Source organism: Corynebacterium sp., from assembly GCF_043426755.1.
Lineage (GTDB): Bacteria > Actinomycetota > Actinomycetes > Mycobacteriales > Mycobacteriaceae > Corynebacterium.
On the sequence record NZ_JBHWRP010000075.1, the window covers coordinates 1 to 13,435 of the forward strand.

13 protein-coding genes and 1 pseudogene are annotated in these 13,435 nt (G+C 59.4%); 2 read left to right on the forward strand and 12 right to left on the reverse strand.

All coding sequences use genetic code 11. The features are described from left to right. A pseudogene (locus ACHFGA_RS07280) lies at window positions 1–294 on the forward strand (hypothetical protein); the annotation flags it as partial. A gap of 378 nt (window positions 295–672) precedes the next feature. Continuing rightward, a complete protein-coding gene (locus ACHFGA_RS07285; RefSeq protein WP_394281744.1) occupies window positions 673–1,110 on the forward strand; it encodes a DUF6918 family protein in 438 nt (145 codons plus the stop codon). 10 nt (window positions 1,111–1,120) lie between these two features. On the opposite strand, the gene ACHFGA_RS07290 is transcribed toward ACHFGA_RS07285, so the two are convergent. The 12 genes from ACHFGA_RS07290 to dnaN all read right to left on the reverse strand — a co-directional run bounded on the left by ACHFGA_RS07290 (window position 1,121) and on the right by dnaN (window position 12,838). Then, window positions 1,121–1,744 carry an exonuclease SbcCD subunit D gene (locus ACHFGA_RS07290; RefSeq protein ID WP_394281745.1) on the reverse strand — a complete coding sequence of 208 codons (624 nt, stop codon included), beginning with the start codon at window positions 1,742–1,744 and terminating at the stop codon, window positions 1,121–1,123. Window positions 1,745–1,765: 21 nt separating this feature from the next. Further along, window positions 1,766–2,620 carry a prenyltransferase gene (locus ACHFGA_RS07295; RefSeq protein WP_394281746.1) on the reverse strand — a complete coding sequence of 285 codons (855 nt, stop codon included), beginning with the start codon at window positions 2,618–2,620 and terminating at the stop codon, window positions 1,766–1,768. Between the two features lie 3 nt (window positions 2,621–2,623). Further along, the gene (locus tag ACHFGA_RS07300; RefSeq protein WP_394281747.1) at window positions 2,624–2,917 is read right to left on the reverse strand and encodes a lycopene cyclase domain-containing protein; all 294 of its coding nucleotides are present in this window, start codon (window positions 2,915–2,917) and stop codon (window positions 2,624–2,626) included. Continuing rightward, on the reverse strand, window positions 2,914–3,228 hold the full coding sequence (locus ACHFGA_RS07305; protein WP_394281748.1) for a lycopene cyclase domain-containing protein: 315 nt from the start codon (window positions 3,226–3,228) through the stop codon (window positions 2,914–2,916). Before ACHFGA_RS07305 ends, ACHFGA_RS07300 begins: the two co-directional genes overlap by 4 nt. Continuing rightward, on the reverse strand, window positions 3,221–4,831 hold the full coding sequence (gene crtI / locus ACHFGA_RS07310) for a phytoene desaturase family protein (protein ID WP_394281749.1): 1,611 nt from the start codon (window positions 4,829–4,831) through the stop codon (window positions 3,221–3,223). The genes ACHFGA_RS07305 and crtI overlap by 8 nt, the downstream gene beginning before the upstream one ends. A gap of 2 nt (window positions 4,832–4,833) precedes the next feature. After that, window positions 4,834–5,721, reverse strand: coding sequence for a phytoene/squalene synthase family protein (locus ACHFGA_RS07315; protein ID WP_394281750.1), 888 nt, complete (start codon window positions 5,719–5,721; stop codon window positions 4,834–4,836). Then, window positions 5,711–6,670: a polyprenyl synthetase family protein gene (locus tag ACHFGA_RS07320; protein WP_394281751.1), complete on the reverse strand. Its 960-nt coding sequence runs from the start codon at window positions 6,668–6,670 to the stop codon at window positions 5,711–5,713. Before ACHFGA_RS07320 ends, ACHFGA_RS07315 begins: the two co-directional genes overlap by 11 nt. Next, window positions 6,667–7,434 (reverse strand): glycosyltransferase family 2 protein, encoded by a 768-nt coding sequence (locus ACHFGA_RS07325; protein WP_394281752.1) that lies wholly within the window; start codon window positions 7,432–7,434, stop codon window positions 6,667–6,669. Before ACHFGA_RS07325 ends, ACHFGA_RS07320 begins: the two co-directional genes overlap by 4 nt. Before the next feature lie 82 nt (window positions 7,435–7,516). After that, the gene (gene gyrB / locus ACHFGA_RS07330) at window positions 7,517–9,607 is read right to left on the reverse strand and encodes a DNA topoisomerase (ATP-hydrolyzing) subunit B (RefSeq protein ID WP_394281753.1); all 2,091 of its coding nucleotides are present in this window, start codon (window positions 9,605–9,607) and stop codon (window positions 7,517–7,519) included. Between the two features lie 138 nt (window positions 9,608–9,745). Next, window positions 9,746–10,381 (reverse strand): DciA family protein, encoded by a 636-nt coding sequence (locus ACHFGA_RS07335; RefSeq protein ID WP_394281754.1) that lies wholly within the window; start codon window positions 10,379–10,381, stop codon window positions 9,746–9,748. Further along, on the reverse strand, window positions 10,378–11,559 hold the full coding sequence (recF, locus tag ACHFGA_RS07340; protein ID WP_394281755.1) for a DNA replication/repair protein RecF: 1,182 nt from the start codon (window positions 11,557–11,559) through the stop codon (window positions 10,378–10,380). Before recF ends, ACHFGA_RS07335 begins: the two co-directional genes overlap by 4 nt. Window positions 11,560–11,641: 82 nt before the next feature. Next, window positions 11,642–12,838 (reverse strand): DNA polymerase III subunit beta, encoded by a 1,197-nt coding sequence (gene dnaN, locus ACHFGA_RS07345; protein WP_394281756.1) that lies wholly within the window; start codon window positions 12,836–12,838, stop codon window positions 11,642–11,644. Between the last annotated feature and the right edge of the window lie 597 nt (window positions 12,839–13,435).

Genomic DNA, 13,435 nt, shown 5'->3' on the forward strand with positions numbered 1-13,435 from the left:
CCGAATGCGAACGCACAAGAAACCCCTGAGATGAACTACCAGCCGCCAGCACAGACCGCGACCGGCAGCGCCTACACCGGCTCCGCCCCGATAAGCCTGTTGCTCGCCGCATTGGGTGTCGCAGCGGTGGCCAAGCTGATCACCGATAACGTGCCTGAGCTACGCCAGGCCGTCGATGATCTGGCGGCACAGGTTGGTATGTCTGGCGTGTGGGGCTCCTCTGAGGCAACGCGCACGCAGCCATTGTCGGATTTTGATCTCAGCCAGATCATCCCTCAACTCAATCTCGGCTAAGTAGCATGAGGCGGGCGAAGAAGCCGTGAGCAGCACGTTTCTTCACCCATCGTCCGAAGGATTGACCCCCAGAACGCGCCCATTGTGGCAGTTTAGGGGTCATTTTTCTGTTTGAAGTGGCGCACCCATCGCCCAATCTGTTAAATTTGGGAACGTTGTGGTTGTAGTGACTGATGTGAACCGTTAGAACGGTAACACGTTCAGCACTATGGCGGAAGAACTGCAACAAGCGATTACCGTCGGCGGATGTGCGACGAACTCAGCTTCTTGAGTTGTACGTCCCCCCATGGGAATCGCTTTTTTCTTTCCCTGCCTCCCCATTCGGTGCGCGATGGCCGCTACAGTATGAAAAGAACTTCAACACTGAAAGGTACCGCCATGTCAGAATTGTCCGCTTTGCTGAATGAGCAGAAACGCCCACAGGTTGTCGCCGACCTCAACACCGTGGTCGATGAGACCGTCTCCAACGCATCCGGCCTGGTCGGCATGGCCCTCAAGGGAGGCGTGGGCGCAGCGAACAAAGTCGACAGCGACTTCATCAACAAGGGCATCAACCGCATCCTCCCCGACCTGCTGGGCGAGCTGCAGCCACACTGGAACGCCTACCGCGACTCCGACTCGGCCGATTTCGGCTCCTACCTTGCCGCGCACGAGGACGAAGTGACCGATGGCCTGCTCAAGCTTGCCGACGATAACGTAAACAACGCCCCTGCTGCCCTGCAGAAGATCTACAACGGACTGCGCAATAAGGCCGCCAACATCGTTGGTCCGGCGCTGCCGAAGGTGGGCAACGTCATTGAGAAGCACACTGACTAAAAGCGCCACGCTATAGCGTGATGTCCACCATCACACCCACCCCGGGCCACCCAATATATGGGTCCGCGCTGAGGGTGGTCGGAGCGTGCACGTGACCTAGCACCCATGCCCCATAATTTTTTGCCTGCAGCTGCTCAAAAGTGGCTGGCAGGCAATTATTTTTGGTGTACTCGCCGGTCAGACCAGTGTGGAAAACACCCACATGCTTGGCACTCACACTGGGATCGACCACAGGGAAATCGTCGATAAGCTCGCGCTTGTCACGCTTTTTTCCCACATTCACGGCGTGAAAAGTGACGTCCACGCCCGGAATGTTGAGCGCGCACACGTCAAAATCCTGGGGGAAATGGACACCGTCGATCGTCGGAAAGCGAGTGTGAAACTCGAAGCCTTTCGCTACGTCGTGGTTACCCCAGATCGCCACGACCGGCACCTGCAGATCCTGCGTGATCCAGCGAAACAGGGCAGCGCCCTCGGCCTCCTCGTCGGGGCCGGAGGTGTGGCGGTCAAAAAGATCGCCGCCGAAAACCACCACGTCGGGCTGGCGGGTCGCAAGCTCCGATCGCACCCAGCTGCTGCCGGGGCTGTAATGGGCGCCGAGGTGGAGGTCGGAAAAGGCAGCAATCTGAGTCATGCGCTCATTCTAGATCCTGGCCTACAGCACCGATACCAACGCGATCGTCACGATGGCGCCCACCACATAATTGAGCACCAAGAATACGCGCCAAGCACGGCGAGTGTCCTCCGCGTGGGCATCATCCACATTCCAGAAACGGGCAGCGTTAGCAGCGTAGCCCAGCCCCGCGAGAGCGACGATCCACGCCGGTGCAGGCAACGTCAACAACAGCGCAGCCGCCACCAAATAGACGATCGCGGAAGCGCGCGTTGTGGTGCGCGCACCCAACTCCGTCGCCACCGACGTCAGACCACCCTCCCGATCCGCATGGATGTCCTGCACCGCACCAAGCGCGTGCGAAGCCATCCCCCACAGGAAAAACGACCCAATGGCCACCCAAAACGGGCCCGGAATGTGCGGCTCCACCATCGCGGCACCCACCATCGCCGGGGTAGCGAAGTGCGCCGATGACGTCATCGAATCCAGCACCGGCTTTTCCTTAAAGCGCAGATCCTTCGCCGAATAGGCCACCACGGTAAACATGGCGAGTGCCAGCCAGCTTGTCGACGACCACGTGCCCCCAATCACTAGCGCCACGATGAACGGCAAAGTCGTGATCACCGAAGCCCACAAGACCGGGGCGTGCCACCGCGGATGCAGAACCGAGCCCTCTAGGCCGCCCTTGCGGGGATTGCGCATATCGGATTCATAATCGAAGACATCGTTAATGCCGTAAATCGCAATATTGTATGGGATGAGGAAGAAAATGGTGCCCACGATGAGCTGCCACGTCACCCCACCGCCGGCGAACAGGTAGGCGGCGGCGAACGGGAAGGCAGTGTTGACCCAGCTGATCGGCCGGGATGACGCCAGTACGACGCGACAAAGTTCCATGTTTTACTCCTCTGGCGTGGCCGGTGGCCAGACCGCGGTGATGATCAAGCCGGCGAAAATGGGATAGAACAAGTCCTCGATGGGGACCAGGCCAAGGTAGATGCCTAAGTTCTGGTCCTCGCCGTAGGCCACGTTGCCGAACGCGATCATCAGGTTGTCGAAGATGACGGTGAGGATGAGCACGGTGGCCAGCACGATTGCCGTCACCGCGCCCTGGCGCGGGTAACGACGCCACCGCCGCGCGCACACGATGATCGCGACGAGAAGAAAAGGCAGGGAGATGAGCAGGTAGGTCATCGCGCACCCACAATCTTGCGGGCACCGGTGGTGAGGTTGAGCAACAAATACACCAGGAAGAACAGGAAGATGGGTTCCTCGATGGGCATCTCAGGTCCCAGCATGATCCCCGTCATGTAATCCGCGGTGCCCCGGAAGAACGTGCCGGTGACGATGCCCAAGACATCCCACGCCAAAAAAGCGATGACCAGAACCGCGGAAAGAATGGCTGCGCGACGAGCGTCCAAGAAGAATGCTAGCTTCCAGCGCCAGTCGCACAACACCATGCACCCGATAGTGACCAGCAGAAAGATGAGGTACAGGCTACCCATGGACGCTCTCCAGGGGGAAGGAATCTTTCTTGTCGAGGATCCGCTTGAGCACGTTTTCTGCGGAGATTAGGCACATGGGCACGCCCACCCCAGGCACGGTGGTTTGGCCTGCATAGAACAGGTTCTCTACTTTCGACGAGACATTCTTGCCCCGCAGGAACGCCGATTGGCGCAGGATATGGGCAGGCCCCAGAGCACCGGCGGAAAATGAGTAGTAGCGCTCAGCAAAATCGGCAGGACCGATGCTGCGCTTCACGACGATCCGGTCCTCGAGATCGGGGATATCTGCCCACTCGGAGATCTGGTCGATGGTGCGCTGCACAATGGCAGCGACCTGCTCGCTCCCTGCTTCTCCATAGGCGTTGCCGTGACCGATGGACGCGTCTGGTGCCACGGGGATGAGCACAAAGAGGTTCTCGTGGCCTTCCGGTGCCACCGAAGGATCCGTGGCCGAAGGCTTACAAATATAGATGGAGTGGGAGGAGCCTTCTGGGCGCGAAGCCTGCGGGCCTTCATACACCACACCGAAATCATCGTCCCAGTCCTGGGAGAACATCAGGGTGTGGTGGAGCAACTGTGGCAGCTCACCCTCCACGCCAAGCAAAGCTAGGACGACTCCCATCCCCGGATCGGTCCGGTCAAAGTGGCCCTTGGAGTAGGTGCGCAGGGACTTTGGTAGCAGGCGCGATTCGGTATGTTCTAGATCGCCAGCGGCGACGACCAGGTCGGCCTCGATGGTGAGAACTTCGTTGTTCCGAAGGGCACGCACGCCGGCAGCGCGGGTGGCACCGCCTCTCCTACCAGCGAGCCCGGAGGGATCGCTGCCCCCGGATTCGCTGATTATTCCGGTGACTTCCGTGTCGGTGAGGATCTCGACGCCATGCTGCAGGGCCAGGCGCTCCAAGGCCTTCACGATGGAGGAAAACCCGCCCTGTGGGTACTGCACACCCAAGCTCAGATCCGTGTGACTCATCAAGTGGTACATGCTGGGGGCTTTCTTCGGCTGCGAAGACAGGAAGACGGCCGGGTACTGCAAGATCTGGCGCAGGCGAACGTCCGTGAATCGGCGTTCGACATAGGATTTCAACGACTGAGTAAGCAACACCGCCAACGTCAGCAACCGGGACGTCACGTCCTTGTGCAGCAACGGTTGGAAGGCGGAGAACGTGGTGTACAAGAAACGGTCCAAAGCCACCTGGTAGGTATCCGCAGCACTAGCCAAGTACTCGCGCAGGCTGTCCCCGGCGCCAGGCTCGATGGACTCAAAAAGGTCCGCGACCTGCTCTTTACCTTGGGGAATATCGATGGGCAAGTTTCCTTCGCTGTACACGCGGTACCCAGGATCCAGCAGCTGCAGATCCAACTCTTTGGCGGTGGACGTACCCATGAGCTCAAAGAAGTGGTCGAAGGCCTCTGGCATGAGGTACCAGGACGGCCCGGTTTCAAAACGGAAACCGTCGACGGTGATTTCGTCGGCACGCCCGCCGACGTGAGAATTCTTTTCGACGACCGTGACATCCATACCCGCCCGGGCTAATAGGCCTGCGGTGGCTAGACCAGCAACACCAGCGCCGATAACTACAGCAGTTTGAGGGTTCTCCACTGTTACTCTCCTGTCATTCGAGGTGCCTGCACCACTGCCGCTGCACAAATGCGGGCCTTGGTGCGCCGCGGAACGCTAATGCGGGCCTGGGTCAGTTCTTCGACCGTGGCCCGATCCACAAGCGTGGTCAGTTCTGTAAAGAAATTGGTGGCTGCCACCACCCCTATGCGCGCGCTCAAAGGCAGCATGGGAATGACAGAGCGTGCTCGGTCCAGATCTTGGCGGATATCGGCGACGATCTCGTCCTTGATATCTGTGGTGAGCTGCTGCTCTGTTCCGGGAAAATAGGACCTGCCTAGCTCGGCCGAGTCCTCCCAGTAGTCGCGCAGAAAATTGATCTTCTGGAAGGCGGCCCCCAGCGCGCGGGCACCATCCTCAAGCTCCGCGTACTGGGCGTCAGAGACCTGAGCGCGATCTTCGGCGAAGAATACGGCCAAGCACATCAGCCCAATGACCTCGGCGGATCCGTAAATATACTCATCCAGGCTCGCGGGATCATAGGTGGATGTGTGCAGGTCAGTGCGCATGGAGCGGAAGAAACCGGCGAGGTGTTCGTCGTTAAGCGCGCAGCGTCGTGCGGTCTGCGCAAAGGCGTGGATCACAGGATCTGTATGGAACCGCGTGGCGGGGGCCTGGCGAACCTGCTGCTCATAGGTGTCGAGAGCGGCCGCGATATCGGTGATGTCGGCCTGGTCGGCGGTGCCATCGACGATCTCGTCGGCAATGCGCACCATCGCATAGAGGTTGCGGATATCGCGACGCACCCGCGGTGCCAGAAGCTTCGTGGCAAGGCCGAAACTCGTGGAATACGCAGCGATGACCTCGTTGGCGGCGCGGTCCGCCATCTCGTCGTATCGGGCTAAATAATCGGGTGAATTTTTAGAGCTCATGCGACGACCTCTCAATCCTGTCAATAATATCCTCCACGCCGGTGCGCGTAACGGGGTTCAGTTCGGGCGATGCCGCCGCGGCGCGGGCCTGCGAAAGATACTGCGTGGCTTCCTGCTTGACCTCTTCCACGGCCTCATCCAAGCTCATGTGGTCCAGGCGGATGGTCAGCAAGGTGGTGCGACCGGCCTCAAGATCGCCGCCCTGCACCTTGCCGGTGACCTCCATCGGGGCGATCGCGCCCGCGATATCGTCGACAGCCTGATATGCGCGCCCGAGGGGATCCGCCACCTTCTGCAGCGCACGCACGCGCTCCGGGGTGTTCTCCCCCGCTGCCAAGGAGCCCAGGTGCAAAGGCGCCAAAAAGGAGTAAATGCTGGTCTTCAAAAAGTTACTTTCGCGCACGGTATCCATCGTAGTGTCCTGATTGATCAGGTGGGAGACATCGAGGAGCTCCCCGTATACCGTCTGCACAGCGTAGCTGGACATGATGGCGCAGGCTTGGCGCACCAGCTGCGGCGCCACTTTCGATGAGGACAGGGCCTGGAATGTCGCCATCAGACCCATATCACCAGCAAGAATGCCGGTGGATGTGCCGATGTGGGCATCTCCGCTGGCTTCCGCCACCTGCGAGTGAATGGTGCGTACCCCGCGCCGGAAGGGGTCTTCGTCGATGATGTCGTCGTGGATCAATAGCGCACTATGCAAAAGATCCACAGCGCCGCCGAAAACGACAGCGGTCTCTTTCTGCTCCCCCTGCACATCGCCGGCGCCGATGTGCACGAGGCGCGAACGCAGGTGCTTGCCACCCAAGGCATTGACCTTCAACGCCTCCAATGCCGAGAGGTACAAAGGCTCATGCGAATAGTTCTTCACCGCCTCAAAGTGCGAGCGAAGAAAATTCAAGGAATCCTCCACCCGTTGGTCAAGAAAGTCAATGTCCACGGTCATGGTGTGCTCCCTGCGTGCTTGAGTAACCCGCGCTGCGCCAAACGCACCGGCGGTGACTGTCTGCGGAAATTGATTCTCATCGTACGGAAACCGCGCCAGAACCGTCGCGTTAACTGAGCAATGCCGACGAGAGCGCGGCTATCCATCTGCACGTGCAGATCTTGCTGGTACCACACGGTTTCGTCGGGACGCACGGCGAAGGAAAGATGCAGGTCATCGTGGATATCGTGGACTGTCATGTCGATTGTGCCCCGGACGTCGTGCCACCAGCTGGTGAGCATGGAAAAGTTCGTTCCGAACAGCGGATAGTGGCCGAGTGCGCTGCGCGTGGTGGCGTAGTAGGCCCCGAGATAGGCGCGGCTGATTACGCTGCCCCACCGGCCGGGCCAATCGAAGGTGGCATTTCCCGTTGCCGCCACAACCCGCTTCGGCGCAAAATGACTGGACGCGCCAATCTGCTGCCACATGCGGGTGAGATCCGCGATGAAGTTGGTGGGAGGAAGGGTATCGGCGTCGATTCGGGCGATCACATCCCCCGTCGCTGCGTTATAGCCGGTGGTGGCAGCCGGCAGGATGCCCTGTTCGGGTTCATGCAGCACCTCCACATCGGGAAAAGTGCTGGCCACAGCCACAGAATCATCTATTGAGTTATTATCAACAACGATGATTTGGTGAGGCCGAAGCGACTGGCGGTGCAGTGCGTGAAGCACGCGCTTCAGGAATACAGCATCGTTGAAGCACGGTATGACAACGGATACCTTCACTTCGCCACCTTGCAGAAAATAGCACCCGCCCGGTCCAGTGATCTGGCCGGGGCGGGTGCTCGAGTGCTCGTCGATAAGCGAACTACACGTCCAGGAAGCGGACGTCGCGCGCCTTGCGGGTGATGAAGGAGCGGCGGGCCGCGACGTCGTCGCCCATGAGGACGGAGAACAATTCGTCGGCGCGCTGCGCATCCTCGATGTCCACGCGGCGCAGGATACGGTGCTCCGGATCGAGCGTGGTCTCCCACAGCTCATTCGGGTTCATCTCACCGAGACCCTTGTAACGCTGGATGCCATCGTCGGTGTTGATGGAACGGCCGGCGTTGAGGCCTTCCTCCAGCTCACGGTCACGCTCAGCGTCCGAGTACGCGTAGCCAGGCTCACCCTTCTTCCACTTCAGCTTGTACAGCGGCGGGTTCGCCAGGTACACGTGGCCTTCCTCGATCAGCTCCGGCATGAAGCGGAACAGCAAGGTCAGCAGGAGTGTAGCGATGTGCTGGCCGTCCACGTCGGCGTCGGCCATCAGCACGATCTTGTGGTAGCGCAGCTTCTCAATGTCGAACTCTTCATTGATGCCGGTACCCAGCGCGGTGATGATGGCCTGCACCTCGGCGTTCTTCAGAACGCGGTCCAGGCGGGCCTTCTCCACGTTCAAAATCTTGCCACGCAGCGGCAGAATCGCCTGATACATAGAATCGCGCCCCTGCTTCGCGGAGCCACCTGCGGAGTCACCCTCCACGATGAACAACTCAGCGGTTGTGGGGTCCTTGGTGCGGCAGTCAGCCAACTTGCCGGGAAGCCCGCCCATGTCCGTGGCGGACTTACGACGAACCAGGTCACGCGCCTTGCGGGCAGCAACGCGGGCGTGCGAGGAGGCCACGGCCTTGTTCACGATCGCCTTCGCCTCTGCCGGGTTCGCGTCGAACCAGAACGCCAGATGCTCGTTGACGGCGCGCTGGACGAAGCCCTTGAGCTCGGTGTTTCCCAGCTTGGTCTTGGTCTGGCCTTCGAACTGTGGATCGCCCACACGCGCGGACACGACGGCGGCCAAGCCTTCGCGGCAGTCATCGCCGGTAAGGTTCGGGTCCTTGTCCTTCAGCAGTTTGTGATCGCGGGCGTAACGATTCATCAAAGTGGTCAGTGCGGCGCGGAAACCTTCCTCGTGCGTACCACCTTCATGCGTGTTAATGGTGTTAGCGAAGGTGTGCACCGACTCCTTGTAGCCGGAGTTCCACTGCATGGCGATCTCCACCTCATGGTCCTCACCCTTCGCCTCGAAGCCGACGACGGTCGGGTGGATCTCACTCTTACCCTTGTTCAGGTAGTCGACGTAGTCGATCAGACCGTTCGGGTAGTGGTAGGTGACCTTCTTTTCGCGCTTCTTCGGCTTCGTTGGCGCAACCTCTGCGCCGGCTTCGCCAGCGACATCGTCTGCGTCGGTCTCCTCAGCGTCCACTACGGCATCGTCGTCGAAAGAATCGCCGTCGATGGATTGAGCGGTGTCGCCCTCTTCGGCTAGTGCCTCAAGTTCAAGTTCTTCGTCGCTGACCCGCTCGTCCTTCAGGGTGATGGTCAGGCCCTTGTTCAAAAAGGCCATCTCCTGCAGGCGCCGGGCGATGGTGTCCCAATCGAAGTCGGTGGTCTCGAAGATCTCCGGGTCCGGCCAGAAGCGAATAGCACTGCCGGAACCGCGGGCATTGCCGCCTTCCACCAGCTCATCTGGAACAGAGTTCTGGAAATTCTGGTACCAGTGCTTGCCGTCACGCTTGATGTCAGCCTCTACACGGGTGGACAAAGCGTTCACCACGGAAATACCCACACCGTGCAGGCCACCGGAGACTGCGTAGGATTCGGAGTCGAACTTGCCGCCGGCGTGCAGCTGCGTCATCACAACCTGGATGGTTGGTGCGCCGGAGGGGTGCATTTCGACGGGGATGCCGCGGCCATTGTCCACGACTTCCACACCGCCGTCGGCAAGCAGGGTAACGTCGACGCGGTCGGCGTAGCCCGCCATTGCCTCGTCGACTGAGTTGTCCACAACCTCCCAAATCAGGTGGTGTAGACCGCGCGGCCCAGTAGAACCGATGTACATGCCGGGGCGCTTGCGCACGGCTTCCAGGCCCTCGAGGATCTGGATTGAATCCGCGCCATAATCTTTATTTGTGGTAGCCACGTAAAACAAGTACTCCTGTCGCGCTACGGATATCTAACCTGTTTCATACTACACCCTAAGGGTGCCCCACGCGCGCTAGGGTTACGTGCGTCGCAGGGCCTTTTTTGCGCCGGAAACGGCATTTCCCCTGGATAATTTTTATCCATACGTATCGCGCGGGCCACGCCCCTTCACGTGGAGGGGCCCATAGCGCCAACTCTTCGTCTTCGGCGGGAAGACATGGACGTCTGTGATGATTCCTTCCCCGATTTTCTCATCTAGGCGCTGCAAAATCTGCCTTTTCATGTAACGCAGCTGCGTTGCCCAGTTCGTCGCATCAGTCGAGAGGAAAAGCGTGCCGTCCTTCACCATTTCCACCTTCGTGTGTTGGGCCACCTTCTCCCCGACGATCTCCTCCCAACTTCCCATCACCCACCCCATAGCCAGGGGTTTCGCCCAGTCGCGGTTGCGCACCTCCCGCTTCAGCAGGTCAGAAAATCCAGCTACGGCATAGCTGCGCCGCGGGGCACGCCCATCAGGCCCGCTCATTCTTCCTGGTCCCCGATATTTTCGCTTTTCGACGCCCGCCTGGTCCTTGTCTTCGCCCAAGTCCAGTCCGGGGACCGTGACCGTGGGTTCATCGGCGCTGTGGTCTGCGAGTTTTCCTACTGCGCGCCGCGGAATCATGTTCCGGCCCTGTTGGTGCAGGTTGGGTACAAAACCATTGCTTTTCTTGGCGATCGCGCGCACAGTATCGAAGGCGTGCTGCACAATATCGTCGCTGGACGCACTCATTCGATCGCCTCAATAGAGGAGGTGCCATCGTCCATGGTCACCATGTACCGTGCGGCCACGGCATCGTCGAGGTTGCCTGGGAGATCGTCACCCACGGCGGCGGTAATCAGCACCTGTTCTGCTTCCTCGGCCACGTGGACCAAACGTTGGCGGCGTTTCGCGTCCAGCTCGGCGAAGACATCGTCGAGGATCAGCACTGGGTCCGAGCCGTCTTGGGACAGAAGCTGGAACTCAGCGAGGTGTAATGCCAGCGCGAAGGACCAGGATTCGCCGTGGCTGGCAAAGCCTTTGGCTGGTTGGTCGCCCAAGATCAGCTCCACGTCATCACGGTGGGGGCCCACCAAAGTCACGCCGCGGTCAATCTCGTGGCTGCGCCGCCTGCCTAGTTCGTTCAACATTGCCGCCTCGATCACGGCTGGCTCGCGGGTGGATTCACCTGTTAGTTCGCGCACCGCATCATCGAGTGTGGAGGAATAATGCACCTGGGCAGGACGTGATTCCGGGGCGATCGCCGCGTATGCGTCGTGGATCAGTGGGGCGAGCTCGTCGATAAGCGACATGCGCGAGGCAACTACCAGTGCCCCGAACTGAGCAAGCTGAGCGTCCCAGACATCGAGGGTGGTCAGGGCGCTGGCGCCGTCGGGATCGTCGTACCCGCGCCGCAGGTCTGCCCACGAATTCTTCAGCAGCGCGTTGCGCTGGCGCAGGACCTTATCGAAGTCCGCTTTCGCCCCTGCTAAGCGCGGAGTGCGAATCGCCACGATATTGTCGATGAATTTCCGGCGCTCCGCGGGTTCACCTTTAATCAGCGCTAGATCCTCCGGCGCAAACAACACTGTGCGCAGCACACCGAGCATCTCTCGGGCGGACTTCAGCCGGGTGCGGTTGATCTGCGCCTGGTTCGCGCCCTGGGCTTTGATCAACAGGTGCGTGGTCAGCTCGCGTCCCTCATTGACCGTGGTAGCTGATACCCGCGCGTTGGCCGCACCGGTCCGGATCAGCGGCTGGTCGGTGGAGACGCGGTGGCTGACCAGGTGGGCGGAGTAGCCGATGGCTTCCACAATATTTGTTTTGCCGAAGCCGTTGCGGCCTGCAAAGACCGTCACGCCCGGGGTGAGTTCTAGCTCTAGTTCTGGCCAGGAACGGAAATCGCGCAGGTCAAGCTGCCGAACATACACAGCAACTCACACCCTTTCCCGATCTGCCACGATTTGCCCGGCTAAGTACGTCACGGTCCGGCCCAGCACGGCCTGGCACAGTTTAGCCCGGCAGGCGCACTGGCATCAGCAGGTAGGTGAATTCGGTCTCCGGTGTGGGGAATGTGCCGTCGGCGTCTGCTTCCGGCATCTCCTCCGGCTCCGGGATCATGATGGCAGGGCGCGAAGGCTCAGTGAAACCAAAAACGGCCCGATCAGTGCGGATCACGTTCAGGCCATCGCGCAGGTAGCCGGAGTTGAAAGCGATGATTAGCTCGTCCTGGCCATTAAAAGCGCACGGCAAAGACTCGTGCGCCTCACCCGAGTCCGCGCCGGAAGCGTACAAAGTCAGTTCACCGGAACGGAATTCCATGCGGAGCTGTGCGTTGCGATCAGCCACCAAGCTCACGCGGCGAATCGCGTCAAGCAGTGGTGCAATCTCCACCGATGCCATCGACGTGTGCGTCTTCGGCAGCAGCGGCTGGATATTCGGGAAGTCCGCATCCAGCATGCGGGTGGTGGTCTCGCGGTTTGCGGAGTGCAGGCCGAACAGTCCATCGCTGCCGACGCTGTCGCCGGTGCCCACTGCGATCTCAACGGGGTCATCCAACTGTGTATCCAGTGTGCGCGCATTGTCCAGCAGAGTTTTCGCAGGCACAAGGAGATCAGCCTTGACATCATCGGATACTGGGTCCCACTGCATGGTGCGCATAGCCAAACGGAAGCGGTCGGTCGCCGCTAGCTGCACATTTGAGCCAGTGACCTCGATGTGGACACCGGTGAGCATAGGCAAAGTGTCATCCTTGCCGGCGGCCGAGGCTACCTGAGTCACAGCATTCACAAACTCGGAGGGGCTGACGGTACCGGTGGTCTCCGGGAGGGTGGGCAGCTGTGGGTAATCGTCGAGAGGCATCAGCGGCAACTCAAAGTGCGACTGGCCGCCCTGCAGCAAAAGACGCGAATTGTCCACGTGCGCCTCGACTGGTTTCGCAGGCATCAAACCGACGATATCGGCCATCAATTTACCGGCGACAGCGATGCGCCCTGGCTGATCCACCTCTGCTGCGATGCGGACACGGGAGGAAACTTCGTAGTCGAAACCGGCGAATTCCAAACCATTGTCGTCAGCGGTAATGACTACTGCGCGCAGGATGGGCTGAGTGTTTTTCGTCGGCAAGCTCCTGGCAACCCATGCGACAGCATCGGACAGGTCGTCCTTGTGAACGCGAAATGACACGTTGTTGTCCATGATGTCGTCCATGGTGTGGCAAGACTCCTTGTAATTCTAAAAACTCGAGCTTTCGTTGTTCACCACTCTATGTTGGTGCGCCATGTTTTGTCATTTGCGGTGGGCAGATCTTCTTGCGTCTTTGCTCCTGGCGTGACCGCCAGTTCGCTTTTCGACGAAAGTTGTCCCCACCCCCTTCCTTTACTAACTAATTACAAGTAATAGATATGGGAAGAACAGTAAGTCCTGTGCAGTCTGTGGAGAAGTTGTAATCCCGGCTGTTGGCCTCGGCGATTCGCCATGTGATTTGCCCTGTGGATAAAGGTTGTGAATCTGTGGATAGTTGTGGATAACTTTTTGGGTTTCTTTGCTATCCACAGCTTCGTTGAGTTTATCCACCCATTATCAACAGGCAAAACAGAGTTATCCACAGGTACAAGATTCTAGTGATATAGAACACTTTGTGAGTAAAATCATTTAATTACAACGGTGTAATTACACAGCTGTGGATAACTCTGTGGAAAGTGTGGATAACAGTTCTTTAGCGGTTGTGAGGTGCAAAAACAGCATTGGGGACAGCGGTTACTCTCGTTCCGCTGTCCCCAATGCTGTGGGTGGTGGCGTTGTTGT

Coding starts and splice junctions, on each gene's coding strand:
- ACHFGA_RS07295 (WP_394281746.1), bottom strand. CDS start 2,620: ATGGAACTTTGTCGCGTCGTACTGGCGTCATCCCGGCCGATCAGCTGG.
- ACHFGA_RS07300 (WP_394281747.1), bottom strand. CDS start 2,917: ATGACCTACCTGCTCATCTCCCTGCCTTTTCTTCTCGTCGCGATCATC.
- ACHFGA_RS07315 (WP_394281750.1), bottom strand. CDS start 5,721: ATGAGCTCTAAAAATTCACCCGATTATTTAGCCCGATACGACGAGATG.
- ACHFGA_RS07285 (WP_394281744.1), top strand. CDS start 673: ATGTCAGAATTGTCCGCTTTGCTGAATGAGCAGAAACGCCCACAGGTT.
- ACHFGA_RS07335 (WP_394281754.1), bottom strand. CDS start 10,381: ATGAGTGCGTCCAGCGACGATATTGTGCAGCACGCCTTCGATACTGTG.
- ACHFGA_RS07305 (WP_394281748.1), bottom strand. CDS start 3,228: ATGGGTAGCCTGTACCTCATCTTTCTGCTGGTCACTATCGGGTGCATG.
- dnaN (WP_394281756.1), bottom strand. CDS start 12,838: ATGGACGACATCATGGACAACAACGTGTCATTTCGCGTTCACAAGGAC.
- ACHFGA_RS07290 (WP_394281745.1), bottom strand. CDS start 1,744: ATGACTCAGATTGCTGCCTTTTCCGACCTCCACCTCGGCGCCCATTAC.
- ACHFGA_RS07320 (WP_394281751.1), bottom strand. CDS start 6,670: ATGACCGTGGACATTGACTTTCTTGACCAACGGGTGGAGGATTCCTTG.